At 68.7% G+C, this 25,550-nt stretch carries 22 protein-coding genes; 4 read left to right on the forward strand and 18 right to left on the reverse strand.

The window, feature by feature from the left end; all coding sequences use genetic code 11:
* Positions 1-140: 140 nt before the first annotated feature.
* The gene (locus IE260_RS37200; protein ID WP_189880205.1) at positions 141-482 is read left to right on the forward strand and encodes a nuclear transport factor 2-like protein; all 342 of its coding nucleotides are present in this window, start codon (positions 141-143) and stop codon (positions 480-482) included.
* 31 nt (positions 483-513) lie between these two features.
* Here IE260_RS37200 and IE260_RS37205 read toward each other — a convergent pair whose 3' ends face one another.
* The 11 genes from IE260_RS37205 to IE260_RS37250 all read right to left on the reverse strand — a co-directional run bounded on the left by IE260_RS37205 (position 514) and on the right by IE260_RS37250 (position 13,806).
* On the reverse strand, positions 514-1,551 hold the full coding sequence (locus IE260_RS37205; protein WP_189880207.1) for an MBL fold metallo-hydrolase: 1,038 nt from the start codon (positions 1,549-1,551) through the stop codon (positions 514-516).
* 54 nt (positions 1,552-1,605) lie between these two features.
* Complete coding sequence (gene fabG / locus IE260_RS37210; RefSeq protein ID WP_189880209.1) at positions 1,606-2,376, reverse strand: 3-oxoacyl-ACP reductase FabG; 771 nt, start codon at positions 2,374-2,376, stop codon at positions 1,606-1,608.
* Positions 2,377-2,417: 41 nt separating this feature from the next.
* Complete coding sequence (locus tag IE260_RS37215; RefSeq protein ID WP_189880211.1) at positions 2,418-2,873, reverse strand: MaoC family dehydratase; 456 nt, start codon at positions 2,871-2,873, stop codon at positions 2,418-2,420.
* 28 nt (positions 2,874-2,901) lie between these two features.
* Entirely contained in the window at positions 2,902-4,098 is a 1,197-nt protein-coding gene (locus IE260_RS37220) for an acetyl-CoA C-acetyltransferase (protein ID WP_189880213.1), read from the reverse strand.
* Between the two features lie 79 nt (positions 4,099-4,177).
* Positions 4,178-5,695, reverse strand: a complete 1,518-nt coding sequence (locus IE260_RS37225; RefSeq protein WP_229881695.1) for a sugar ABC transporter ATP-binding protein — start codon at positions 5,693-5,695, stop codon at positions 4,178-4,180.
* Positions 5,696-5,703: 8 nt separating this feature from the next.
* On the reverse strand, positions 5,704-6,804 hold the full coding sequence (locus IE260_RS42245; RefSeq protein WP_229881696.1) for a hypothetical protein: 1,101 nt from the start codon (positions 6,802-6,804) through the stop codon (positions 5,704-5,706).
* Positions 6,801-8,966: an ABC transporter permease gene (locus IE260_RS37230; protein WP_189880217.1), complete on the reverse strand. Its 2,166-nt coding sequence runs from the start codon at positions 8,964-8,966 to the stop codon at positions 6,801-6,803. Before IE260_RS37230 ends, IE260_RS42245 begins: the two co-directional genes overlap by 4 nt.
* An 11-nt stretch (positions 8,967-8,977) precedes the next feature.
* Positions 8,978-10,054 (reverse strand): sugar ABC transporter substrate-binding protein, encoded by a 1,077-nt coding sequence (locus tag IE260_RS37235; protein ID WP_189880219.1) that lies wholly within the window; start codon positions 10,052-10,054, stop codon positions 8,978-8,980.
* A 68-nt stretch (positions 10,055-10,122) separates the two neighbouring features.
* A complete protein-coding gene (locus IE260_RS37240) occupies positions 10,123-11,133 on the reverse strand; it encodes an ABC transporter permease (protein WP_189880221.1) in 1,011 nt (336 codons plus the stop codon).
* A gap of 111 nt (positions 11,134-11,244) precedes the next feature.
* Positions 11,245-12,294: a zinc-dependent alcohol dehydrogenase family protein gene (locus IE260_RS37245; RefSeq protein WP_189880223.1), complete on the reverse strand. Its 1,050-nt coding sequence runs from the start codon at positions 12,292-12,294 to the stop codon at positions 11,245-11,247.
* A gap of 45 nt (positions 12,295-12,339) precedes the next feature.
* A complete protein-coding gene (locus IE260_RS37250; protein ID WP_189880225.1) occupies positions 12,340-13,806 on the reverse strand; it encodes an aldehyde dehydrogenase in 1,467 nt (488 codons plus the stop codon).
* A gap of 206 nt (positions 13,807-14,012) precedes the next feature.
* Here IE260_RS37250 and IE260_RS37255 point away from each other — a divergent pair, with 206 nt between their 5' ends.
* Complete coding sequence (locus IE260_RS37255) at positions 14,013-15,002, forward strand: AraC family transcriptional regulator (RefSeq protein ID WP_229881697.1); 990 nt, start codon at positions 14,013-14,015, stop codon at positions 15,000-15,002.
* A gap of 89 nt (positions 15,003-15,091) precedes the next feature.
* Here IE260_RS37255 and IE260_RS37260 read toward each other — a convergent pair whose 3' ends face one another.
* Both IE260_RS37260 and IE260_RS37265 read right to left on the reverse strand, forming a co-directional pair.
* The gene (locus tag IE260_RS37260) at positions 15,092-16,522 is read right to left on the reverse strand and encodes an MmgE/PrpD family protein (RefSeq protein WP_189880227.1); all 1,431 of its coding nucleotides are present in this window, start codon (positions 16,520-16,522) and stop codon (positions 15,092-15,094) included.
* A 114-nt stretch (positions 16,523-16,636) separates the two neighbouring features.
* On the reverse strand, positions 16,637-17,398 hold the full coding sequence (locus IE260_RS37265; protein ID WP_229881698.1) for a nitroreductase: 762 nt from the start codon (positions 17,396-17,398) through the stop codon (positions 16,637-16,639).
* 179 nt (positions 17,399-17,577) lie between these two features.
* Here IE260_RS37265 and IE260_RS37270 point away from each other — a divergent pair, with 179 nt between their 5' ends.
* Complete coding sequence (locus tag IE260_RS37270) at positions 17,578-18,921, forward strand: MFS transporter (RefSeq protein WP_189880229.1); 1,344 nt, start codon at positions 17,578-17,580, stop codon at positions 18,919-18,921.
* Positions 18,922-19,032: 111 nt separating this feature from the next.
* On the opposite strand, the gene IE260_RS37275 is transcribed toward IE260_RS37270, so the two are convergent.
* The 4 genes from IE260_RS37275 to IE260_RS37290 are packed head-to-tail and all read right to left on the reverse strand — an operon-like array spanning position 19,033 to position 23,765.
* Entirely contained in the window at positions 19,033-19,923 is an 891-nt protein-coding gene (locus IE260_RS37275) for an HpcH/HpaI aldolase/citrate lyase family protein (protein ID WP_189880231.1), read from the reverse strand.
* A gap of 37 nt (positions 19,924-19,960) precedes the next feature.
* Positions 19,961-20,752: an enoyl-CoA hydratase/isomerase family protein gene (locus IE260_RS37280; protein WP_189880233.1), complete on the reverse strand. Its 792-nt coding sequence runs from the start codon at positions 20,750-20,752 to the stop codon at positions 19,961-19,963.
* Positions 20,753-20,806: 54 nt separating this feature from the next.
* Positions 20,807-21,985, reverse strand: a complete 1,179-nt coding sequence (locus IE260_RS37285) for an acyl-CoA dehydrogenase family protein (RefSeq protein ID WP_189880235.1) — start codon at positions 21,983-21,985, stop codon at positions 20,807-20,809.
* Positions 21,969-23,765: a CoA-transferase gene (locus tag IE260_RS37290; RefSeq protein WP_189880238.1), complete on the reverse strand. Its 1,797-nt coding sequence runs from the start codon at positions 23,763-23,765 to the stop codon at positions 21,969-21,971. Before IE260_RS37290 ends, IE260_RS37285 begins: the two co-directional genes overlap by 17 nt.
* Positions 23,766-23,968: 203 nt before the next feature.
* Here IE260_RS37290 and IE260_RS37295 point away from each other — a divergent pair, with 203 nt between their 5' ends.
* Positions 23,969-25,144: a CaiB/BaiF CoA transferase family protein gene (locus IE260_RS37295; RefSeq protein WP_189880240.1), complete on the forward strand. Its 1,176-nt coding sequence runs from the start codon at positions 23,969-23,971 to the stop codon at positions 25,142-25,144.
* A gap of 172 nt (positions 25,145-25,316) precedes the next feature.
* Here the strand turns inward: IE260_RS37295 and IE260_RS37300 are convergent.
* A partial coding sequence (locus IE260_RS37300; RefSeq protein WP_189880242.1) for a heterodisulfide reductase-related iron-sulfur binding cluster occupies positions 25,317-25,550 on the reverse strand: 234 nt, incomplete at its 5' end.

The raw sequence follows: 25,550 nt of genomic DNA on the forward strand, positions 1-25,550 counted from the left end.
CTCACGGTACGTCCACCAGGCGAGGGTGCGCGCTTTCCTATAGCCCTCCGAGCTGACGAATTTTTTATATGATGCGTGATTACCTGTCTCTGACAGGCGATCACACTCCCTTACTCACCAGTAGGAAGGCATCGAGGCCAATGGCAGAGAAGACGAACGAGGAAATCGCGAAGCACTGGTTGCGTGCCCTCACCGACGTGGATGTGTTCTACGAGTTCTGTGCGCCTGACTGCAAGGTCTGGCACAGCTCCGACGACAAGTGGATGACCGTCAAGGAGGCCATCGACGCCGTGCACAGCCGTGGGGGCCTGCCGCCGTTCCGCAACTCTCGTTACACGTTGACCGACAAGGGCTTCATCATGCAGACGTCGACGACACTCGACGGTACGAATGTGCACATCGTCCAGGTCGCCGTGGTGAAGGACGGCAAGGTCGTCTCGGCGGAGGAGTACATCGGCCCCGAGATGGACATCGCGGTCTAGGACGCAGGGCAGACGGCACGCGGCTGTGGTTTCACCGCAGCCGCGTGTACCGGTTCACTCCGTCGGCGCCCGACACGGTGGCCTGGCCCCGCAGGACGAGGACGTCGAGGTGGGCGACCGTCTCGTTGACCGCGAGCATCTGGTTGAGGGCGCTGAGCTCGCCGAACGGAACCTCGCGGCGGGTCCAGGCGAGGGCGCGGGCGACCCTGAAGGCGTCGTGCGTGCCGTCCCCGAGGGTGGCGAGGGTCTTGGCCAGCCGGTCGTCGTGGTGGGCGACCAGTTCGGCGACCCGGGTGTGGGTGCTGTCGGTGACGGGGCCGTGCGCCGGCAGCAGGCGGGCGTCGGCGTACTGGGTCATCAGGTGCAGTGAGTCCAGGTAGGCGGCCAGCGGCCGGCCGCCGGGGTCCGCCGCCTCGAAACCGATGGAGGGCGTGATGCGCGGCAGGACGTGGTCGCCGGAGAACATCAGCCCGCGCTGCTCGTCCAGGAAGACGACGTGTCCCTGGGTGTGCCCCGGCGTCGGGATGACCTGGAGTTCACTGCCGCCGAAGCGCAGGGTCTCGGCGCCCAGCCAGCGGTCCGGGGTCTCCCAGTCCTCGGGCTGATAGAGGTCGGGGTACGTCGCCTGTACGTGGTCGGCGAGTTTGTCGGCGCCTGCCTGTCGCAGAATGCGCAGGGAGCAGGTCAGTCCGCCACGCAGCTCGTTGAGCAGTTCCAGGCCGCGGCGTTCCCCGGCACCGAGGTAGACGCGGGAGCCGAGCAGCCGGCGCAGTTCCACGGCCTGCGTGTAGTGGTCGCGGTGGACGTGCGTGACCAGGATGTGGCTGATGTCCGCGAGGTCGCGGCCGATGGCGGACAGGGCCTCCTCCAGGGTCTTGCGTGCCTCGGGGATGGCCCAGCCGCCGTCGATCATCACCAGGCCGCCGTCCTCGGCCAGGTCCTCCAGCAGATAGACGTTCACGGCGTGCAGACCGTCGTTCGGGAGGGGCAGCGGCACGCGGTGCACTCCGGGCTGAACGGTCTGTACGCCCGGTGTTGCCCAGGAACCCTGGTCGAACCGCTTGGTCATGACTCTCCCTTGCTGCTGGTGGTGCGTGGTGGAACTGGCCGGACGCCTGCGCGGTCAGCCTCGCGGGCCGCCGGCGACGTAGAGAACCTGCCCGGTCACGAAGCCGGCGCCCTCGCTGGCGAAGAAGGAGACCGCGTGGGCGATGTCGTCGGGTTCGCCCACCCGGGGCACGGGGGTGACGGCCGCGCGCTTGGCCTTGAACTCCTCGAAGGGAACGCCGAGCCGCTCGGCGGTGGCGGCGGTCATCTCCGTGACGATGAAACCGGGGGCGACGGCGTTGGCGGTGACACCGAACTTACCGAGTTCGATGGCGAGGGTCTTGGTGAAGCCCTGCATGCCTGCCTTGGCGGCGGAGTAGTTGACCTGGCCGCGATTGCCGAGCGCGGAGACGGACGAGAGGTTGATGATGCGGCCCCAGCCGGCCTTGGTCATGTGCGCCTGGGCGGCCTTGCTCATGAGGAATGCGCCGCGCAGGTGCACGCCGATGACCGCGTCCCAGTCTGCCTCGTCCATCTTGAACAGCAGGTTGTCCCGCGTGATGCCGGCGTTGTTCACCAGCACCAGGGGCGGGCCGAGTTCGGCCGCCACGCGCGCGACGGCCGACTCGACGCGTGCGGCGTCGGCCACGTCGACGCCGACGGCGAGGGCGCGCCCGCCCTCTTTCTCGATGGCGGCGACGGTGTCGGCGCACGCCGTCTCGTCGAGGTCGAGGACGGCGACGGCGAAGCCGTCACGGGCCAGACGCCGGGCGGTAGCGGCGCCGATACCGCGGGCGGCACCGGTGACGACGGCGACGCGCTGGGCGGTGGCGGTGGGTTCGGACACGCTCGTACTCCTTGACAGCAGGGGAAGAGGAAGGGGGACGATCAGCTGTAGAGGCGGGTGACCGTCTCCGCGACGCAGGCCGGCTTGTCGGCGCCCTCGGTCTCGACGGTCACCTTGAGGACCACCTGATGGCCACCGGGGACCTCGTCGGCCGCGACGACGTCCACCGAGGCCCTGACCTTGGAGCCGACGCGGACCGGGTTCATGAAACGCACCTTGTTCAGGCCGTAGTTGACGGCCATCTTCACGCCCTCGGTCCGGTAGACCTCTTTGACCAGCACGGGGATCAGGGACAGCGTCAGGAAACCGTGCGCGATCGTGGCACCGAACGGGCCGGACGCGGCGCGCTCGGCATCGACGTGGATCCACTGATGGTCGCCGGTCGCGTCGGCGAACAGGTCGATGCGGCCCTGGTCGACGGAGATCCACTCACTGGTTCCGACATGGGTGCCTACGGCCGCGGCCAGCGCGGCAGGGGAAGGGAAAACCTTGGTCATCGGGAGTCTGTCGCCTTTCGGGTGGGGCTCACGCGGCGGAGAAGAGGGCGGCCATGCCCTGGCCGCCGCCGATGCACATGGTCTCCAGCGCGTACCGGCCGCCCCGGCGCCGCAGCTCGTGGAGCATCGTGGTCATGATCCGCACGCCGGTCGCCCCGATCGGGTGGCCGAGCGAGATGCCCGAGCCGTTGACGTTGATGCGGTCGGGGTCGTGCCAGCCCCACTCGGCCAGTACCGCGAGGACCTGGACGGCGAACGCCTCGTTGATCTCCACGAGGTCCAGATCGTCGAAGGACTTGCCCGTGCGGGCGAACAGCTTGGCCACGGCCGGGACCGGGCCGATGCCCATGACTGCCGGGTCGCAGCCCGCGGCCGCCCAACCCTCCAGGAAGCCGATGGGCTCCAGACCCAGGGCCTCCAGCCGGTCTTCGGCGACGATCAGGCACGCGGCGGCGGCGTCGTTCTGCTGGCTGGCGTTGCCGGCCGTGACGGTGCCGCCGGGCATCACGGTGCGCAGTCGGCCGAGGACCTCGGCGTTGGAGTCCGGGCGCACGCCCTCGTCCCGGTCGACGACGACCGGCTCCCCACGCCGTTGCGGCACGGTGACCGGCACCACCTCGTCCTTGAAGACCCCGGATTCCCAGGCCGCCGCGGCCTTCAGATGGCTGGTGACGGCGAACCGGTCAGCGGCCTCGCGGGAGATGCCGTAGCGCTCCGCCAGGTTCTCCGCCGTCTCGACCATGCCGGAGATCTTCCCGAAGCGATGCTCGGGCTGCGACCGCTCCCGGCCCCGGTCGAGCCGGTCGTACAGTTCCACGTTGCCCGCGCGCCGCCCCCACCGCATCGAGGTGGTGTAGTGCTCGATGTTCGACATGCTCTCCACGCCACCGGCGAGCACCACGTCACAGGCGCCCGTCTGCACCATCATCGCCGCCGTCACCAGCGCCTGCAGTCCCCCGCCACACCGGCGGTCGGTCTGGAAACCCGGTACCCCGATCGGCAGCCCCGCGTGCAGCGCCGCCCAGCGTCCGATGCAGGGTGTCTCGGAATTGGCGTAGGACTGCGCCATGGCGACGTCGTCGATCCGCTCCGGATCGATGCCGGTCCGCTCGACCACCGCCTTGATGACGGTGGCGGCTAGGTCCTCGACCGGCACCGTCCGCAGGGCTCCGCCGAAAGCGCCCACGGGTGTGCGTACCGGACTGACGATGGCTGCTCGTCGCATGGCTTCATGTCCCCTCTAAGAAAACTTAAAATAAAATATCTGATGTAGAGGTCATGGACAAGAGAGTGCTTGGGCGGCATCAGTGCACGGCGGCGAACAACAACGCCTCCTCATCCGCCTCCTCGGGGTCGAACTCGGCGGCGATGGTGCCTTGCTTCGCCACCAGAATGCGGTCCGACAGCGCCCGGATCTCCGGCAGGTACGAGGAGATGACCACCACGGCGACGCCCTCGTCGGCGAGTGCGCGGATCATCGCGTGGATCTCCACGATGGTCCCGAGGTCCACCCCCCGGGTGGGCTCATCGATGATGGCCACCAGCGGCTTTCTGGTCAGTCCCTTCGCGAGGACGACCTTCTGCTGGTTTCCGCCGCTGAGCTCGACCAGCTTGGCCCGGTGCGGCTGCAGCGTGCGTACCTGGAAGCGCTCGACGAGACGCTGCGCCACCGACGTGCGCTCCCTGGACCGTACCAGGAGCGGCAGTCGCGGAGCGGCGCAGATGTGGCCGAGGTGGATGTTGTCGGCGATGGTGAAGTGGCTGAAGAAGCCCGATGCCTTGCGGTCCTCTGTGATGTGGACGACGCCGGCCCTGCGCGCATGGCGCGGAGTGCGGAAGCGTACTTCGCGTCCGTTCAAGCGGATCTTCCCCCCGCGCAGCCGACGCCGTTTGGTGACTCCACTGATGATCATCGCGGTCTCGCTGCGGCCCGCGCCCACGAGTCCGTAGATGCCGACGATCTCGCCGGGGCGGGCGGTGAACGACATGTTGCGCACGGCGGGCAGCAACGTCAGGTCCTCGACCTCCAGTACCGGCACGGGGTCCGGCGCCCGCCCGGGCGGTACGCGCCCGTACTCGACGCTGCGCCCGACCATCATCCGCACCACGTCGTCACGGTCGAACTGCGGTCTGGTCAGTGTGCCCTGCACTTCGCCGTCCCGGAGCACCGTGATGCGGTCGGCCTCGGTGAGGGCCTCGTCGAGCATGTGGGTGATGAAGACGACCCCGATACCCTCGCGTTTGAGTCTGCGCATCGACAGGAACAGCTGCAACCGCTCCTCCGGGGTGACCGATGAGGTCGGTTCGTCCAAGATGACGAGTCTGGCCTGCCGGCGCACCGCACGGGCGATCTCCACCATCTGCTTCTGGGCGATGCCCAGCGCTCCCGCGGGGGCCTCGGGCCGGATGTGGAAGTTGTGCGATTCGAGCAGCTCACGCGCCGCGATGTTGAGGTGCGAGAGGTTGTTGAACGCCTTTTCGTTGCCCAGGAAGAGGTTCTGCGCGACCGTCATCGACTCGACCAGGGAACCCTCCTGGTACACCATCGCGATGCCGGCTTCGGTGGACTCCTTCGGTGCCGAGAACACGCGCTCCCGGCCATCGACGGTGAGTGTGCCGCTGTCATGCGTGACGGCGCCGGCGACGATCTTGACGAGAGTGGACTTGCCGGCGCCGTTCTCGCCCAGGAGCGCGTGGATCTCCCCGGGTCGGACATCGAAGTCGATCTCCCGAAGGGCGTAGGTGCCGCTGTACCGCTTGCTGACGCCGTCGAGCCGGATGATCGGCCGGGCGGTGGCAGGGCTTTGGCTTTCCTTCGGCACGCGTGTCCTCACTGTGTCACCGCCTTCTCGTTCGCAACCTGCGGCTGCAACAGATTCCGATACCCCTGCGCGGCAACCACAACGCGACCACCACGCACGGCCACTCCCGTAATTCCGTGGCGCTCGCCGTCGACGCGGGAGTGGAGGCTTTCGGCGACACGCCCCGAACCGTCCAGCCGGAACGCGAGGCCGTAGGACCTCGCCGGTGCCCAGGGTTTGATCACGCCGAGCACCCGCAGCTGCCCCATCTGCAGGGTGTCGGTGTAGGGGGTCGTACAGCGCAGGCGCGGGACGAACCAGTCCTCGGGAGCGATGGTCCGCATCATCTCCGACGCCAGCTGCGGTTCGTCGAGGAGGAGTTCGGTGAAGCGGTTGCGGGGGTACGGGGCCACGAACCACCAGCCGTCGTCCGTCGCGGCAATGCGCCCGGGGTAGACAGGCAGGTTCGCGGCGAGGCGCGCAGACGGCTTGCCCAGGGAGGCCGTCATCCGCCGCTCGATCCGGTGATCGCAACTGAGCGACACCAGTACGTCGGTGTCGGAGGCCACCTCGATGCCGGCCGGCCATCCCAGTCCTTCGGCCTCGATGCGGACGCGCGGACCGTCCACCCGTACGATGCGTCCCGACCGGTCGCCGCGCAGCAGCGCACGGGCCCAACCGCCCGGAGACTCGTGCGACGAGCCGATCGTCACGAGCAGCGAACCGTCGGGAAGCCGGGCCGCGTCCGTGACGCACGAGGACACGGCCCGGTCCGCGCAGAGCTCCTCGGTCTCGCCGGAGGCGCCGACCGAGACCAGTCCCACGCCCTCGACCGCCGCGACGACGCCGCTGCCGGACGGAACCAGGACACCGACCTTGCCCCCCAGCGCGGCGACGACGCGGACCTCGTCGCCGCGCAGCTCGAAGATCGACTCTTCGCTGGAGAACATGACGGTTCCCGATTCCGTCAGCACCAGGTCATCGGGTGTGTAGGCCTCAGCCGGGAGCAGCACGTGGGCCTCGTCGAGACGGCGATTGGGGCGCAGGCCCGCCTCCATGGGCGGGACGGTGCGGTGGCGCGCCCAGTCGGGATTGATCCACTCCCTGATCACCGCGAGCGTGCGGTTCATCGGTCCACCACCGCCAGTGAGGGCGCGGTGGTCGTGCCGGGCACGCTTGCCGGGTCGATCGGGCCGACCTCGTCGGATTCGAGCCGCAGCCGGCCGACGCGGTTGTTGCTGACGCCGCACAGGTACAGGTGGCCGGCGTGCTCCTTCACTGCGGTCACCATCGGATGGTTCCTCAGCGTCGCGTCCCACATGACGCCCAGCACCTCCCCACGGTCGTTGAACTTCATCACGCACGAGACGTTGAGCTGCGGAACGACCCAGCTGTCCAACGGCACCTCCTGCGTCATCCGCCGCCGCACGGCCGGGTACTTGGTCAGCAGGTCCGACATCGGTGTCCGCATGGACACGAACGGCAGCCAGTAGTTGCCGTCGGAAGAGCGGTTGATGTTGTCCGGGTGGCCCGGCAGGTTCTCCAGTACCGGCTCCAGCTGCCCCTGCTTGGGTCCGGCGATCCACAGGCGGTCGACCCGGCACAGGCCGGTACTCGCGACCAGGATCGACCGGCCGTCGTGTGCCGTGCAGATGCCGTTGGGAAAGACATGGTGTGAGATGACGACCTCGGTGCTGCCGTCGGGATCCACCCTTACCACACGGCCGTTCGGCCTGGACTCGACCAGTTCCACCATGTATTCGGCGGCGTTGGTGCGGGTGGAGAAGTCCGACACGAAGATCGCGCCGTCGGGAGTGACGTCGAGGTCGTCGACGGCACGCAGTCCTGAGTCGTCGTGCAGTGAGAACGGGCTGCGCCTCACCTTGTCGGCGACGAGTTCCGGCTCGCCGTCGGCGTGGATCCGGTAGACGCCCATGCCGCCGACCGCCACGAGGAGCCGGCGCTCGTGGTCCCAGGCGTGTCCCAGGGGAAGGCCACCGGTCCTGGCGAAGATCTCTCCTTCGGTGTCGTCCGGCCCGGCGAACCGCCACACCCAGCCGCGCCGGTCACCGCAGTACATGTTGCCCTCGCGATCCACCGCGCAGTCCTCGGCGCCCTCGATCTTGCCGAGGCCGATCGGGGACGCGTCGGTCAGCCGGTCGTTGACCGTCCAGACCGTTCCCGGCTCGGTGACGTCCACGAGGGGGCCGAGTGTGATGCGGCCGGGGTCGATCCTGAGCTTCTCCGCCGTGCGCTGCCGGTACTTGCCCCACTTGAGGTCCAGGACGGCGAACAGCAGCAGGGCCGCCGCGAGGATGACCGTGTAGGAGGACCCCTCAGCACCCGTGGCGATCGTGCCCTGCTGGATCACCTGGACCACGACGATGCCGACGGTCGCCCGCAGCACCGATCCGCGTCCGCCCTTGAGGCTGACCCCGCCCAGGACCACCGCGGTCAGCGCCACCAGTTCCCAGCCCTGTCCGACGTCCGGGTCGGTGCGGCCCAACCGCGCGGCGGTGAGCAGCCCGGCCGTGCCGGCGAGGGCACCGGACAGGACGTAGGTGCAGAAGACCACCCGGGCGACCGGGATTCCGTTGCGGCGCGCCGACCGCCGGTCGGAGCCCACGGCCGCGATCCACCACCCCCATCTGGACCGGGTCAGCCCCACGTGGACGACGATCAGTACGACCGCGAAGACGACCCACCCCGTGGGCACGCCGGCCACCGCTCCGGCGCCGAGGAAGTCCCACACGATGTCCTGCTCGGGGACGCCGAGTTGGAAGCTGTAGGCACTCTGCAGCGCCGCTGCGGCACCGCCGAAGGCCACGAGAGTGACCAGCGTGGTGATGAAGGGCCGCATGTTGACCCGCGCGATCAGGAACCCGTTCACGGCGCCGAGGGCGGATCCGGCGAGGATCGCCGCGGGGACGACGAGGGCCATCGGCCAGTTCCAGGCCCGTGAGGCCACCATGGCGCCCAGGGACGCCAGGCCCACGATTGAGCCAATGGACAGGTCGATGCCGCCGCCCACGAGCACGACGGTCAGTCCGATGGCGAGGAGGCCCTTCTCGGTCGCCTCGTCGAGGATGAGCGGAGCATCACCCGGGCCCACGGGGGTCGTGGCCGTGACGAGCACACTGAGCAGTACGGCCAGCCCGAGAGGGACCGCTCCCTCCATCCATCGCTGCCCGAACAGCTCGGAGAGGGTACGGAAGGGAGCCAGCCGGTCCCGCCTGCTTCCGCCGGTCAGGGGGAATGCGTCGATCTCCCGGGAGAACGCCTTCGTCTTCATCGGCATGGTCCTCACCGGCCCTTGTAGCAGGCGATGGTGGTGTCGTCCACGTTGGACCGGTCCACCACCGTGTGGGAGACATAGGCGACGGTGTGCGTGCTGCCGGCGGGAGCACCGCCCTGGACGAGCTGCTGCGCCGTGACGACCGCCGCCTCCCCCACGCCCTGCACGTCGTAGGCAGCCGAGGCCGTGACCTTGCCGGCCCGCAGCGCGTCGCACCAGCGGGTGTCGGCAGCCATCGTGTAGACGCCGATGGAGTCCGGCCGGATCACGCCGCGCTCGGCCGCGTCCGCGACCGCGTCGCCGACGGCGATCGCGTTGAGGTCGTAGGCCACCATGTACGCGCAGATGTTGTTCTTCTGCTGCTGGGTGATCGAGGCCGCCGCCTGCTGCGCCAACGCGTTCTGCCACTGGGTGTGCGCGGTGGTGACGACCTCGTACCCCGCCGGATCCAGCACGTGGTGCACGCCCTTGGACCACATCAGCGAAGCGGCGTCGTTGCCCGGCCCGTCGATGATCGCCATGCGCTTGGGCGCGCCTCGCTTCTCGCAGTCCTGAACGGCCCGCCTGGTGATGTCCTCGGCGGCGTGCACGGAGTCGACACCGATGAACGCGTCGCCGAGCCGGCTGGAGACCATGTTCACGACGACGGTGTGGATCCCCGCCCGCTCGGCGGCGTCGATCTGCTTGGTCAGGACGCCGACGTCAGGGTTGTGCAGGATCAGCACGTCGACGGCGCGCCGGGCGACGAGATCGTTGATGATCTTGACCATCTTGTCGGTGTCGAAGTTGGGGTCGTAGACCCGGAAGTCCGCTCCCAGGTTCCCGAAGGCCCGCTCCATCGTGCTGCCCCAGTTCAGGGTCAGGTTGTATCCCTTGTAGAGGATCGGGACGAACGCGATGCGCTTGCCCTTCATGGCCTCGTGGGTCTTCTTGTGCGCGTCGAAAAGCTGGACGTTCCGACCGAACGTCTGCTTGCCGCCGCCGGCCCCGCCGCCCGCGGACGAGCCGCCCCTGTCCACCGTGCAGCCGGCAAGGGTCATGGCGGTCGCTGCCGCCGTGAGCAGGGCAGTGAGCTTCTTCTTCATCGCTGAGATTCCTTCGTCCGCGTGAGTTGGCCGGCGCGCGGGCGTCCCGCCCGCCGGGTGAGCTGTGCTCATAGCTCGTCCGACCTGGCCGTCTCCTCGTCCCGTGGGTGCAGCCACGCGTCGAGTGCGATCGCCGCGATGAGCACACCGCCGCGTACCAGGTCCTGCAGGGGCGAGCTCAGCCCGCGCAGGATCAGCAGGTTGTTGAGTACGCCCACGAACAGCGCTCCGGCGAGGACGCCGAGGATCGTGCCGCGCCCGCCGGACAGCGAGACTCCGCCGATCACCGTGACGGTCAGCGCCGTGAACAGCAGGGGGTCGAAGGACGTCACCGTCGTCTGGACGCTGCCTTGGACGGAGACCGTCATGTAGCCGGCCAGCAGGGCCAGCAGCGCGGAGACGACGTAGCCGAGGACCTGGAGCGGCCGGACCGGCGCCCCGCTGGATCGCGCGGTGTCGAAGTTGTCCCCCATGGCCCGGGTGAGCCGACCGGCCACCGTGTACGAAACGAACAGCCAGGCGAGCACGAAGACGGCTCCCGCGACGAAGATCGCCCTGGGCACGCCCAGGACCGAACCGCTGCTCAGCTCCGAGATGGCCGACGAGGCGGGCAGGGAGTAGAAGTTCTGGTCCAGCAGCAGGATGTCGATGCCGCCGATGGTCAGCAGGCCCGTGGCGAGCGTCGCGAACAGCGCCGGCACTTCGAGATACGCCACGAGTATGCCGTTCACGACTCCGACGACCAGGGCCACGCCCGCGAGCAGGGCGATGGCCTGCCATTCCGACATGCCGTCCGCCATGAACGCCAACGTGGCCTGCGCGCAGCCGAGCGCGACTCCGGCGACGGAGAGGTCGATGCCCTTGGCGAGGATGACGACGGCCTCGCCGACGGCGAGGATCCCGAACGCGGCCGACAGCCGCAGCAGGTTCTCCACGTTGCCGCCGGTGAGGAATCCGTCCGTCGTCACGGCACCGGCCAGGCACAGCAGGGCGGTGATGCCCAGGACGAAGAAGCCCTGTTCGACGCGGGCGAGTCGGTCGCGTGGGGAGAGGTCCGGCCTCGCGTCCACAGCAGCCACTCCCATGAGTGTTACCGCCAATCCAGTGGGTCGGGTGTGCTTCTCGAACTCCACGGCGCACCGCGGCTCCACGCCAGGAGTCGGTGGCGGGCGGCGCGCCGTGGCGGTGTTTCAGAACTCGATGACGGCCTTGCCGCCGGTCTGCTTGTCGAACTCCCGGTAGGCCTGCTCGGCGTCGTCCAGGGTCCAGCGGTGGGTGAACAGCCTGTCGACGTCGACGCCATGTCGTGCGACGAAGCTCGCACAGTCCGCCTGGCCGGAGACGGAGAAGGTGTACGAGCCGAGGATGGTCAGCTGCTTGCGGATGACGTCCGGACTGACGTCCACGGTGACGTCACCGCCTTCGCCCACGAACGCGACCGTGCCCCACGACGCGCTGCCGCGGACAGCAGCGAGCCGCGCGGCGGAGGCGCCGGAGCAGTCCAGCGCCCGGGTCGCTCCCCTTCCGCCGGTCAGTTCGCGGATCGCCTCGACCGGGTCGGTCGTGCCCGCGTCGATCGCGTGGGCCGCGCCGAACTCTTCGGCCCGTGCGATCCGTTCGCTCGCGACGTCGACGGCGATCACTTCGGCTCCCATCGCCGAGGCGAGCTGCACCGCCGACTGTCCGACCGGCCCGAGGCCGAACACCGCGATCGTGTCCCGGGCGGTCAGGTCCAGCCGCACCAGCGCGCCGAAGGCCGTTCCGGTGCCGCAGGAGATCGCCGCACCGGCGGCGAAGGAGACCTCGTCCGGCAGGGGGACGAGGGTCCTGGCCGGCACCTTCAGGTAGTCGGCGTGGCCGCCGTGTGCGGTGGCGCCGAAGATGGTCGCGCCCCGCTCGCACATCTGCGTCCAGCCCGTACGGCACAGGTGACAGAACCCGCACCCGTCGTAGTGGTGGACCATGACCCGGTCGCCGACCCGCACGGAGCGTTCGTCCACGTTGCTGCCGACGGCCGCGACGACCCCGCACGGTTCGTGTCCGGCGATGATGCCGCTGTCGTCGCCCTTGAGCCCGAACGCCGCGAGGGCTTCGCCGGCCGGTGCACGGTAGAAGCGGAGGTCGCTGCCGCACATGCCCGAGGCCCTGACTTCGAGGACGACGTCATCGGGTCCGGGAGCCGGATCGTCGAAGGCGACGATCTCCAGCTCGCGGTCCCCGTGGAACACGACTCCTCGCATCTTTCCTCCTTGGTCCCGGTCCGCGACCGGGCGCTCGATCGGCTGTCAGGACAGGGCGTCGGCCAGGGCTGCCGGGAGGCCGTACGACTTGAGCTCCACGTAGGAGTCGAAGCCCTCCAGGCCGGCCTCCCGGCCTATGCCGCTGCACTTGAACCCGCCGATCGGGGCGTGGAAGCCCACCCCATGACCGTTGAGTTCGACGGTGCCGGTGCGGATGCGGCGGGCGACGGCCAGGGCGTGCTCCGGGTCCGAGGTGAACACCGAGCCGTTGAGCCCGTAGTCGGAGTCGTTCGCGATGGCCACCGCCTGCTCCTCGTCGTCGAAGGCGAGGACGGCGAGGACCGGACCGAAGATCTCCTCCTGTGCGATGCGCATGGACGGCTGGACGTCGGTGAAGACCGTCGGCTCGACGAACCACCCGTGTTCGAGCCCGGCGGGGCGGCCACCGCCCACCAGGACCTTGGCCCCCTCCTTGCGGCCCAGGTCGATGTAGCCCTCCACGCGCTCGCGCTGGGGTGCACTCACCACGGGGCCGACCTGCGTGGCCGGGTCGGCGGGGTCCCCGACCGGCATGGACCCCACCATCGCGGTCAGCCGGTCGAGTAGTTCGGCGTGTCGTGTCCGCGACACGACGATCCTCGTCTTGTTGCTGCACGCCTGGCCGTTGTTGCGAAGCGACAGCGCCCGGATCGATTCGACGGCCACGTCGAGGTCGGCGTCGTCGAGGATGACGGCCGCGGACTTGCCGCCGAGCTCCAGCGTCACCCGTCGCAGGTCCTGACCGCACAGGGAGGCGATGCGCCGGCCGGCCGCCGTGGAGCCGGTGAACGACACCTTGTCCACGTCCCGGTGGGTCACGAGGTACTCGCTGACGTCCCGGTGTGCGGGAACGATGTTGACCACGCCCCCGGGCAGACCGGCGTCCTGCAGCATCTCGGCGAACAAGTAGGAGTTCAGGGGGGCTTCGGGTGAGGGCTTGAGGATCACCGTGCATCCGGTCAGGAGCGCCGGCGCCAACTTGAGCATCGTCACCAGCAGCGGCGCATTCCAGGGCACGACGGCCGCCACCACGCCGACCGGTTCACGGGTCACGAGCGCGTTGCCGGTGTTCGAGCGGCGCACCGTACTCCACGGGTACTGCGGCGCGAGGTCGAGGAAGCTGTCGAGCAGCAACCGGGCGCCGGTGGTCTGCATCGTCCGCGACAGCGAGATCGGGCACCCCATCTCCTGAGAGACGAGGGTCGCCGTCTGCTCGTGCCGGTCCCCCAGCGCCACACTGAGCCGGCGCAGGACCTCCAGCCGCTCCTGAAGCTGCATCCGCGGCCAGGGACCGTGCTCGAACGCCTCCCGCGCGGCCGCCACCGCCTGGTCGACGTCCGCCCTGGACGCGGCGGGTACGCGCGCCACTGCCTGCTCGGTGAAAGGCGACACGACGTCGATCGTTTCGTCGGTGGCGGGACTCACCCATCGACCACCGATGTAGAGCTTCGAGTAGTTGCCTTGCCAGACCATGGCATTGCTCCTTCCGCTGATGTCGACCGGGACGGTAGGGCCGGCATGAGGCCGGTCACTATCCGTCGGCCGCGCGGAAACAGCCGGAAAGCGAAGGAGCTTTCAGCCCCACGAGTCTTTCGGGAGCCGACGCTCGGATATTTAATATTTGCCAGCGGGTCATCCCGCGCTCAGGTAGTCGGCGACGAGGGTGCGAGGAGGCACAGTTGCCCGAGAACCAGGACCGGACCGCGGCCGGGCGTCCGCTGCACATCAGCACCCGCGATCTGGACGTCGCGCGCGAGCAGGGCAGCAGGAGCTTCGCGGAGCACGACATGCAACTGGCGCTCGGCCACGAGCTCGATTTCCGGCTCGACCTCGCCCCGTCACCACGCGTCACACTGGGCCGGTTGAGCTACGGGGCCGACGCGAGGCTCATCGTGCCGCCCATGCGGCTGTGCTACCACGTGAACCTCCCCCTGAGCGGGAGGAGTTCCGTCGAGCAGAACGGCACCCGCGGCGACTCGGGCGCGGGCACGGCCGGTGTCGCCTTCCTGCCGGACGTTCCGCTGCGGGTCCGCTGGAGCCAGGACGCGCGGCAGTACGTGATCAGGTTTCCCAGGGAGCTGCTGGAGTCCCACGCGGCGAAGCTCGCCGGGCTGCGTTCCAGCGAGGGGATCCGGTTCGACCTGACCTTCGACCTCAGGGGCGGACCGGGGCAGGCGCTCGTCGCCACCGCCGGGTTCATGTACGCCGAACTGACCCGGCCTGGCGGGCTCGCCGCCATGCCCACCGCCTGCCGGGAACTGGAGGCACTCCTCATGACGCAGTTGCTCATGGCCGTACCGAACCAGTTGAGCCCCGTGCTGTACGGCAGTCCGGCGCCCACCAGGCGTTCGAAGATCCGCGCGGTCATGGAGTTCATCGACGAGCACCCGGCGGCGGCGACGAGCACGGCGGATCTCGCGGCCATGGTGGGGGTCAGCGCACGCGCCCTGCAGCTGGGTTTTCAGGAGGCCGTGGGCATGTCCCCGACCGCCTACCTGCGCGGGGTCCGGCTCGACCGGGCCCACCTGGAACTCTCGTTGGGCACCGGCGGCTCGGTGACGGAAGTGGCCGCACGGTGGGGCTTCTTCCATCCCAGCCGCTTCGCCCGCCAGTACCGGCAGCGATTCGGCCTCCTCCCCTCCGAGACGGCCCGCGGCACACGGTCATGAAGGCTGCATGGCCCGGTCCCCGCCCTTGCGAGGCATGGACCGGGCCATGGCGCGTGCCGACACCCCGGTCAGCGCGGTATGGGCACTTTTCAGCCGTCCGACCTGCCCAGCCGGCTCATGATGGTGCCGAGGTCGTCGACCGTTTCGAGTTTCAGGACGGCGTCCACCACGTGGTCGATGTCCGAGGCCGAGATGACGCCTTCGGCGTGCCCGCGGAACTTGGCGACCAGTTCGTCCGTCGTCATGGTGGTCTCGGGCTCCGGCGACTTGCTGCCCTTGGGGTACCGCCGCTCTCCGACGAAGGTCCTGCCCCGCGCCGAGACCTCGATCTTGGCGGGACGGCTGGCCGCGTGGCCGGAGATCAGCTCCACGTAGTCGGGGTGGACCTCGTACGTCACTCGGTCCATGAGGCCCATGACCGAGTCTCCGAAAACGAGATCGGGGTCCTGCCACGCCTTGGTGGGCGGCACCCGGTGCGCCCCGACCGCGAGACCGTGGGCGATGCTGAACTGCGCGTCGTGGACATGTTCGATGCGGCGATTGACCCAGAGGGGCTGCTCCACGAAGCCTTCGACCCACGCCTTGATGCCGTCGATCTCCGTCGGCTTGATGTCGTTCGCCTCCACGATCTCCGTCAGGGAGTCGAGCAGCGCGTGGAGAATGCGGCAGTGCGGGTACGGCTTGTAGGACTGCTCGGCGGGGAACCGCCAGTCGCTCCCGAGCCCGTCGGTGATGACCTCCGGCTCCCACCGGCGCGTCCCTATGAAGCGCGGGAACCCGTACTCCCGGTCGTCCAGCACCCGCAGGTCACCGCGGTGGCCCAACTCGCCCATGTGCGCCGCCGTCAGCGCCGCCTGGGTCAGGGCGCCGGCCATCAGGTACTTGATCGTGGAGGTCGGGGCGTGCTCGCTCCAGGAACGGAAGGAGTTGACCGGCGCGATGCTGCCGGCGATGCCCAGCGCATGGGACAGAACGCTCTTGTTGAGCCCCTTCACCCGAGCGACGGCCGCAGTGGCGCCGAAGACGGTACTGCTGTACCCGTAGACCGGTGGCGGGGACACCTTGCCGTCCTTCACGTCCCTCAGGTAGTCCATGGCCTTGCCGATCCGGTAAGACATCTCATGGGCGACGGCCACCGCGGTGATGAGTTCCTTGCCCGAAGCGCCCATGCTCTCGCCGACGGCCAGCGCGCCCGGCAGCACGTACGGTGTGACGTGCCCCGGCGGCAGCACCGCGTCGGCGTCGAGCGTGTTGATCAGCTCGCCGTTGGCGAACGCGGCACCGAAAACCGACACCCGGTCACCGGTGCCGATGATCGTCGCGTCGCCGCCCGATCCGCCGGTCATGCGCCCGTACTCGATGCCTATGCGGCCCTTCGGCTCGTTGATGGCCCCTAGGGCGCAGCCGATCGAGTCCAGCACGATCCGCTTGCACTCGTCGACCACGTCGGGGGGAAGCTGGTCGAACTCGCTGTCGAGGGTGAAGCCCGCCAACTGCTCGACGAGGGTCTTCTCGGTCATTGCACAGTCCTCTCGGACGACGATCGGAGCACAGGGATTCATGCATGATGGATAATATTTACTTGTCGGCAATGTGTCATGACCAACGACACCAGTCCGTGACAATCCGCGGAGTCACCAAACCCGATCACCCCGACCGCCGAACACCACCACCGCGTCCCCCACGTCCGCGCGCGTGGTGCGGAACCGGTTGACCGGGTGCGCGTTATCGGCATAACCGAAGGAGACCGCGCACACGACGAGCCGGTCCGGCGGGATCCGGAAGTACTCACGAACGTGGTCCGAGTGCATGGCGATCGCCGCCTGCGGAATCGTCGCGACACCCAGCGACGACGCGGCGTTGATGAGGTTCGCGACGTACCCGCCGCAGTCGACCGCACCGTACACACCCTGGCCGCGGTCGGTGGTGACGACGGCGACATGAGGAGCGCCGAAGAAGTCGAAGTTCTTCAGGCGCTGCTCCTCGCGAGCCTCCCAGTCCTCCCGCGCGATCCCCAGACTCGCGTAGAGCGCGTGCCCCGCCCCACGCCGGCGCTCCTTGTAGACACCGCGGTACTCCGCGGGCATCTCGAAGTCGGACACCTGATCGTGGGTACGCGCGTGACCGGTCAGACTCTCGGCGAACCGCCGAGTCGCCTCGCCCTTCGTCAGGTAGACCTGCCACGGCTGGGTGTTGCACCAGGATGCGGTCCGCTGGGCGATCGCGAACATCTCCGCGATCACGTCATCGGGAACCTGGTCCGGGAGATAGGCGCGACAGCTCCACCGTTCGCCGATCAGCCTCTCGAAGCCGACGGGCACCCCCGTCTTCAGGGGACGACCTGCACGGTCATCCACATTGCGCACCTGACTCTCAGGGGCTTCTGGCGTGCTCACAGGAGGCCTCCGCTCCGACGACGGTGAAATGAACTTGCCTACACCCTAGACATATCAAATTTTATATACAATCCTGCGCTCGGTTGCACCTCTCCGATCACGGCGTGCGACGACCCGACTCCTCATGGCGACACGCCGCACAACGCATACCCGCAACGCTGATGCAGAACGAGGAACAAATGAGCACAGAAACAGGTACTCAGGCGACCGCCACGCCGGCGGCCACCGCGCGTCGAGGCCGCGTCCTCTTCGCCGCCGTCGCCGCCCAGTCGATCGAGTACTACGACTTCCTGATCTACGGCACGGCTGCTTCGCTGATCCTCAACACCCTCTTCTTCCCTTCTGAAAGCACACTGGCCAGCACCCTCGCCTCGTTCGCCACGTTCGCGGTCGGCTTCGCCGGCCGGCCGATCGGTGCCGCGCTCTTCGGCCACTTCGGCGACAAGTTCGGCCGCAAGCCCGCACTGCTGGCGGCCATGCTGTTGATGGCCGTGTCCTCGACGCTCATCGGCCTGCTGCCCACCTACGGAACCATCGGCATGGGGGCACCGATCCTCCTGGTGGTGCTGCGCATCGCCCAGGGGATCTCGGTGGGCGGGCACTTCGGCGGTGCCACACTGCTGGCGCTGGAGAGCGCGCCGCCGAACCGGCGCGGTCTCTTCGGCGCGCTGCCCCAGATCGGAGTGGCCGTCGGCATGATCACCGGCACCCTCGTCTTCCTGCTCGTCAGCAGCCTCACCACGGACGACCAGTTCTCGTCATGGGGCTGGCGGATCCCGTTCCTGCTCAGCATCGTGATGTTCCCGGTCGCCTACTTCGTGCACCGCTACGTCGAGGACACACAGGAGTACCACCAGGCCGAGGCCAACGCGTCGGCCCGCAAGGGCTCCGTGCCCCGATCGTCCGTGCTGCAGGTACTGCGCCGCCCCAAGCAGCTCCTGCTGGTCGCCTTCACCTTCCTTCCGGCCACGATCTCCTTCTACGGCATCGTCGCAGGCCTCCTCCACTACGCGACGGACGATCTGAAGATCTCCAAGGACACGATGCTCACGGTGGTCATGCTCTCGATGATCGCGTTCACGGCGGGCACGATCGGTTTCGCGTGGCTGTCCGATGTTCTGGATCGCCGGAAGGTCTACGCGGGCAACGCCCTCTTCTTCGGCGCGTGGGCCTTCGCCATGTTCCCGCTGGTGGAGACTCGCAGTTTCCCGCTGATCCTGGTCAGCGCGTCCGTCGGGCTGCTCGCATGCGGAGGCATGTTCGGGCCCGGGACCGCACTGCTGGCCGAAGCCTTCCCTGCCGGTATGCGCTATTCCGGATCCTCGCTCGGGAACCAGCTCGCGAACATCCTCGGCGCCGGCCTGGCTCCCTTCATCATGGTCGCGCTGGTCGCGGCAACGGACACGACGGTGTCGGTGTCGGCCTACATGGCAGCGTCCTGCGTCATCAGCCTGTTCGCTGTGGCCATGCTGAAGATTCCGGCGAGGGAATCCGCCGAGGAAGCGAGCCGAGACCGGGCGTAGCAGCAGAGCCCTGGAGGGCGCTGACGCTCCCGTACGAAAGCCGCTGCCCGTCGCGACCTGGTCGTGACGGGCAGCGGCTTTGTGACGGGCCGGGCAGCCGGCCATCGTCCATCAGTTCGCGGCGAGAGCGTCGGCGAGGTCGATCACGCCCTGTGCCGTCTTGGCGTGCGCGAGGTCGATGTGCTGTCCCTCGAAGTCGACCGCGGCGCTGCCGTTCGCCTCGGCCTCGCGGAAGGCGGCGATCATCCGCCGGTAGTGGTCGACGACCTCCGGAGAGGGCGTGAAGACCTCGTTCGCCACGGCCACGTGGGACGGGTGGATGACCACCAAACCCCGGTAGCCGAGGCGGCGATTGTCCTCGGCGAAGCGCCGGCACCCGTCAAGGTCGGCCATGTCCTGCCAGACCCCGCTCACCGGGTGGTGCAGACCGGCGGCGCGGGCGGCCAGGACGATCCGGCTCCGCAGGTACAGGGTCTCCAGGCCCTCCGGGGTGAACTCGAAGCCGAGCTCCCGGCCGACATCGGCATTGGGACCGGTCGCCCCGAGCAGGCTGGACACCCGGGGGCTGGCCGCCGCGATCTCCTCGCAGTGTGCCATCGACACCGCGGTCTCGAAGCTGACGATCAGACCGACCGAACCCGCCTCGAGTCCCTCCCGCTCTTCGATGTGCGAGACGATCGCGTCGATACGGACGATCTCCTCGGCCGTGAACACCTTGGGCAGGAAGAGGCCGCTCAGGCCGGCCGTCACGACCTGCTCCACGTCGGCACCGAAGAGGCCGCTGTCGACACTGTTGGGGCGCACCCACACATCGGGCCGGACGCCCTCGGTCCGCAGCCGGTCGACGGTCTCGCGGACCATCTTCCTCGCATCGGCCTTGTCCGCGGCCGGCACCGAGTCCTCCAGGTCGAGAATGATCGCGTCGGTGCCCGAGGCAACGGCCTTGGCAGCCCAACTCGGCTTGTGACCCGGCACGAACAGCATGGACCGGTAAGGCTTCATCGGAAAACCTCCTTGAGGTGAATGAACAAGGGCCTGATCAGAAGTTCGGCTTGCGGCGCTCACGGTGCGACGCGAGCCCCTCACGCACCTCGGGTCCGCCGAAGCCGTAGAACTCCAGGGCGAGCGAGGCATCGAAGATGGCCCCGGCGACCTGCCGGTACCAGTTGTTCAGCGACTGCTTGGTGAAGCGGATCGCCGACGGGGCACCCAGCGCTAGTTCCTGAGCGATCTCGCGAGCGGTGGACAGCAGATCGTCCTCGTCGACGCACAGCGACACGAGTCCGATCCGCTCCGCCTCCTCACCGGTCAGCGGACGGCAGGTCATCAGGTAGTACTTGGCCTTCGCCATGCCGCACAGCAGCGGCCAGCACACCGCCGCATGGTCGCCCGCAGCGACGCCGAGCCTGGTGTGCCCGTCGATGATCTTCGCCGTACGGCTCACGACGGAGACGTCCGCGAGCACGCCGGCCACCAGCCCGGCGCCGACGGCGGGGCCGTGCATCGCCGAGACGATCGGCTTCGAGCAGTCGATGACGTTGTAGACCAGGTCACGCGCCTCACGCATCGTGCGCGTTCGGGTGTCGTAGTCGTTGCTCAGCTTCTCGACCAGGTCGAAGGACCCACCGGCGGAGAACCCCTTGCCCTCACCCCGCAGCAGCACGGCCTTCACGGCGGGGTCCTTGTCGAACTCCCGCCAGATCTCGGCGAGGTCCGCGTGGGCCTCCTCGCTCACCGCGTTCAGTTTGGGGGCGTCGAGCACAAGCTCGATCACCCCGGCCTCGTCCGGCCCGTCCACACGCAGGTGGGGGAAGCGTTCGTAGCGGCTCATCCTTGTCCTTTCCCTTCGCGTTCTCCGGTCCACGGGCACCAGTGGCCCTGAGTGTCAGGCACCGGAGGCGCGCTCCCGACGCATGAGTTCGCGTCCGATGATCAGCTTCTGGATCTCGCTCGTGCCCTCGTACAGGCGCAGGAGCCGCGCGTCGCGGTAGATCCGTTCCACCGCGACCTCCCTCATGTAGCCGCTGCCGCCGTGCACCTGGACGGCGAGGTCGGCGGCGCGTCCGGCCGCCTCCGTGCAGAACAGCTTCGCCGCCGACGGTGCGATACGGCGGTCGGAACCGTCGAGGTAGTGCCGCGCTGCGTCCCGGGCCAGTGCCTTGCTCGCCATCACCAGCGACTGCTGCTCGGCGAGCATGGCCTGCACCAGCTGCCGGTCACCGGTCGGCACGCCGCCTTGCAGGTTCTGCGCCGAGTACCGCACCGACTCGTCCAGCGCCCGCTCGGCCAGGCCCGTCGCCAGGGCGGAGATGTGCACCCGGCCGCGAGCCAGGACGGTCATCGCCGCCCGGAACCCCGTCTCCACCTCACCGCTGATCAGCGCGTCCGCGCCGACCTGTACGTCGTCGAAGTAGACGTCCGCAGTGGTGGCGCCCTCCTGGCCCATCTTTCGGTCCTTCGGCCCCACGGTCAGGCCCTTGGTGCCCGCCGGCACCAGGAAGACGGCGATCTTGCCCTCGGCCTCGGTGCCCTTGACGCGGGCGAACGTGACGAAGAGGTCCGCCAGCGGCGCGTTGGTGATGAACCTCTTCCCACCGCTGATCGACCACCCCTCCCCCGTCCAGGTGGCGGTCGTGCGCATCCCGGACGGGTCGGACCCCGCCTCCGGCTCGGTCAGGGCGAAGGACGCCAGGCACGCGCCCTCCGCCATCGGCTCCAGCCACTGCTTCTTCTGCTCCGCGGTGCCGAACCCGGCGATGACCTGACCGGCGATGCCGTTGTTGGTCCCGAACAGCGACCGGAAGGCCAGGGCCGTGTAGCCGAACTCGAAGGCCAGCTCGACGTCCTGGGTGATGACCAGCCCCAGCCCGCCGAACTCCTGCGGCAGCGCGTACCCGAACAGCCCCATCGTCGCGGCCTTGCTGCGCAGGTCGTCCGGGATCGCGTCACTGTCGGCTATCTCCCGCTCCCGGGGAACAACCTCCTCACGGATGAACTCGCGCACCTGGGCGCGGATCTGTGCGAAGTCGTCCGCGCTGACCGTCTCTTCAACGGGTGTGGACATCGGCCTTCCTCTCATTGGGGGAGTTTGTGGTCGACACGCGCTTACGCGCACGGCCGAGGAAGTACCCCTCCGGATCGAAGGAGCGCAGTTCCTCGACGTCGGCGGCGGTGACCGCGCGCAGCTCCTGGAGGTGCGGGCTCACGGACAGACCCCATCCGCACTGCTCCTGGACACGGGCCACCCGGTCGGCCAGCGGCTCCGGTCCGGGGGCGACGTGGCTGAGGACGAGTTCCCCGTCCTCCATGGTCAGGATTCCCAGGTCGGTCACGACCGCGCTCACGCGCCGGCCGGGACTGGTCACGTAGCCGCATCGCTCGACGAAGCGGCGGCGCCCCATCGTGCCGACGACCAGCACCTCGTCCGCGTTCGTGATGACGTCGTTGCCGCCGCCGGACCCGACCAGGTAGGGGCCACCATCGATCCGGGTCGTGTTGATGTTGCCCTGCCGGTCGATCTGCGCCGTGCCCACGCACGCGATCGACCGGAAGAAGCGACCGTTGATCAGGTTGCCGAGCACCTGCTCGGTGTCGAGCAGCATGGTCGACGACGGGAAGTTGTAGAAGCTGAAGATGAAGGGATCGCCCGGGGTAGGCGTGTAGTCCCACAGCCCCAGTTCCGCGGCGAGTGCGACCTGGTGACCGTCAGCCTTGGCCCGTCCCACACCGACCCAGGCCGCGAGGTTCGCCAGGCCGGCTCCGGCGAGCACCGCGTCGGTCGCGGTCTCGGCGACACGGCGGGCCACCAGATCGGCGAGCCACACCGCCGCCCGTTCGGCACCGGTCGGCGGTTCGTCCCGTCGGGCCGCCGCGGTCACCGGCGCAGGCCCCTTGGCCCCCCGCACCAGCCCCTCCAACCGTGCCGCGCCGAGCTTCGCCAGGTAGGCCTCGTGGTCGGCGGGCTCCAGGATCCACTCCCGCAGCCAGTCGTCGAAGTCCGGGCTCCTGGTCGCCTCACGGGCGGAGACCCAGAAGGGAATGTCCTCGACATAGCCCTGCACGGGCAGCTGTGTTCCGGGAGGGCCGGGGAAGACGCCTCCGGGGTGCGCTCCGAACGGCGCCTCGACGATGCCCAGGACCCGGTGGGCGGGGATCCGCACCATGGACGACCACGGCCGCAGATCGTCCACGACCTTCTCGACCGTCGCGATCACTCCACGCCGCGAGGCGAGCGCACCGACCACGCCTTCGAACATGGGCGGCGCGATCGCCAGGTTGCCCTGCCGGTCGGCCACGGCGGCGTGCACCAGGGTCACGTCCGGCACCAGCGGCGCGACGAGACCGACCCGGCCGAAGGTGGTGTCCACCTCCTCGTAGGCGTCGTTCTCGGTCATCGACGAGTCGCGCACCGAACCCGTCACCACGGCCGGAACCCCGGTGGCCGCGGCTCGAAGCCGCTGGATGTACGTCAGGAAGGACCAGTTCTCGACCTCCACCACGCCCGAAGCGTATGCCTCCTGGAACACCGGGTTCGGGGTGAAGACGGGGAACGAGTCCCCGGAGTACACGGTGACGACCTTCTTGAGGCATCCCGCGCGGAACAGGACTGCTCCGAGCGAGGAGAGGCTCGCCATGATCAGCGTGAACTCGGAGGGCTTCCCCCAGTGCTGCCGGGCGAGCTCCCGCACCAGGGCGCTCCAGCGGCTGTGCCCCATCATCACGTGGACGGCGTCGCCCGGGCGCACATAGCGGACGATGGCATCGTCCAGCCGGCAGAAATCGACGGGCTGCCGTGTCGGCTCATCGCCGCCGGACCTTGCGACATCGGTGAGCAGCTCCGTCATCTGGGCTCCCTACTTACTCGTCAGATCTCGAATAAAATATATTTATCACACCCAGGGACAGCGAGAGTCCAGTTACGATGACGCCGAGTCTGACCTCCCGTCCGAGGAGTGACACACACCGCCAAGACTCTTGACATTGGCGAATTGTATATTTTACATAATCCTAACAGCTGGCGACCGTGACGATGGAGCGAGGTCACCCGATGCACCACAAGCCACTCAACGGCATCCGGATCCTGGAACTTGGGGGCTACATATCAGCGCCCTACGCCAGCTCACTACTGTGCGCGCTGGGCGCCGAGGTGGTGAAGGTCGAGAAGCCGGGCCTCGGCGAGGACTTCCGACGCCTCAAGAACGATCGCAGTCCGTACTTCATCCAGTACAACGCCGGCAAGCGCAGCCTCGCCGTGGACCTCAAGAAGCCCGAGGGCATCGCGCTGGTGAAGGCGCTGGTCCCCCGCTTCGACGTGGTGCTGGAGAACCTACGCGCCGGGAAGCTCACCGCCCTCGGCCTGGGCCCCGCGGAATGCACCGCGCTCCGCCCCGACCTGGTGTACGCGTCCGTCACCGGATTCGGCAACGGCGGCCCGCTGGCGCAGCGGCCCGCCTACGACACCATGGGCCAGGCGTTCGGCGGCCTGTACTCCCTCCTCGGCGACGCCGGCTCCCCCCAGCTGTCCGGCACGATCCTCGCCGATCTGATCACCGGCGTCTCCACCGCCACCGGTGTGCTGGCGGCCCTGGTCGGACGCACCACGACCGGCACCGGACAGCATGTGGAAACCTCCGTCATGGAAGCGGTCAGCACGCTCACCGCCGACGCCGTCAGCCAGTACTTCGACGACGGCGGCCAGGACCCCAGCCGGGAGAGCCGTCACCCCCAGGCCCAGAACTTCTGCCTCAAGACCGCCTCCGGCGAGGACATCGCCGTCCACCTGTCGTCCTCGCAGAAGTTCTGGCACTGTCTGGTGGAGGCGATGGGCCGGCAGGATCTGGCGGACGACCCGCGATTCGCGACGTACCCGGAACGCGAGCGCAACTACTTCGAGCTCGTGGAAATCGTGAAGACCGAGTTCCTCACCAGGCCGGCGAGCGAGTGGGAGAAGCGGCTCACCGACGCGGACGTGCCGTTCGCTCCGGTCCTCACGATGTCCGGTGTCATGAACCACCCGCAGACCGAGTGGCTCGAACTCTTCGAACCGGAGTACAACGGCGTCTCGCTGCTGCGGCCGCCCTGGCGGTTCGCGGGGACCCGGCCCGACCGCGGCGGCGTCGCACCGCGCGTCGGCCAGCACACACGCGAGATCGCCGGTGAGGTGTACGACGCCTCGCGCATCGAGGAACTGCTCGCCGCCGGTGTCCTCTTCGCCGACTCCTGAACGACAGCGGTCCTCCCCGACGTCACAAGCCGCCCACGTCATGGACGATGACGTGGGCGGCTTGCCGTCCAGAGCGCTACGCGAGCCATCCCGACTCGTGCACCTCGACAACACACGCCCCCAGGCCATGTACGAGACCTGGGGGCGGCGTCGGTTCTACCGATGATGCCGGTTACTGCACCGACTTGTGCGTCTTGACGGAGTCCAGCAGGAGCTGGGCGACGTCGACGACCTGGATGGACTCCTTCGCCTTGCCGCCCGCGGCGAAGCCGCTGTCGGATGCGGCCTTCTTGCCGTTGATCGAGTCGGTCAGCATGACGAGGCAGAAGGGGCAGGCGGTGGAGACGATGTCCGGGTTGACGGAGAGGGCCTCGTCGACGCGCTCGTTGTTGATGCGCTTGCCGAT

The organism is Streptomyces viridiviolaceus, assembly GCF_014650995.1.
Lineage (GTDB): Bacteria > Actinomycetota > Actinomycetes > Streptomycetales > Streptomycetaceae > Streptomyces > Streptomyces viridiviolaceus.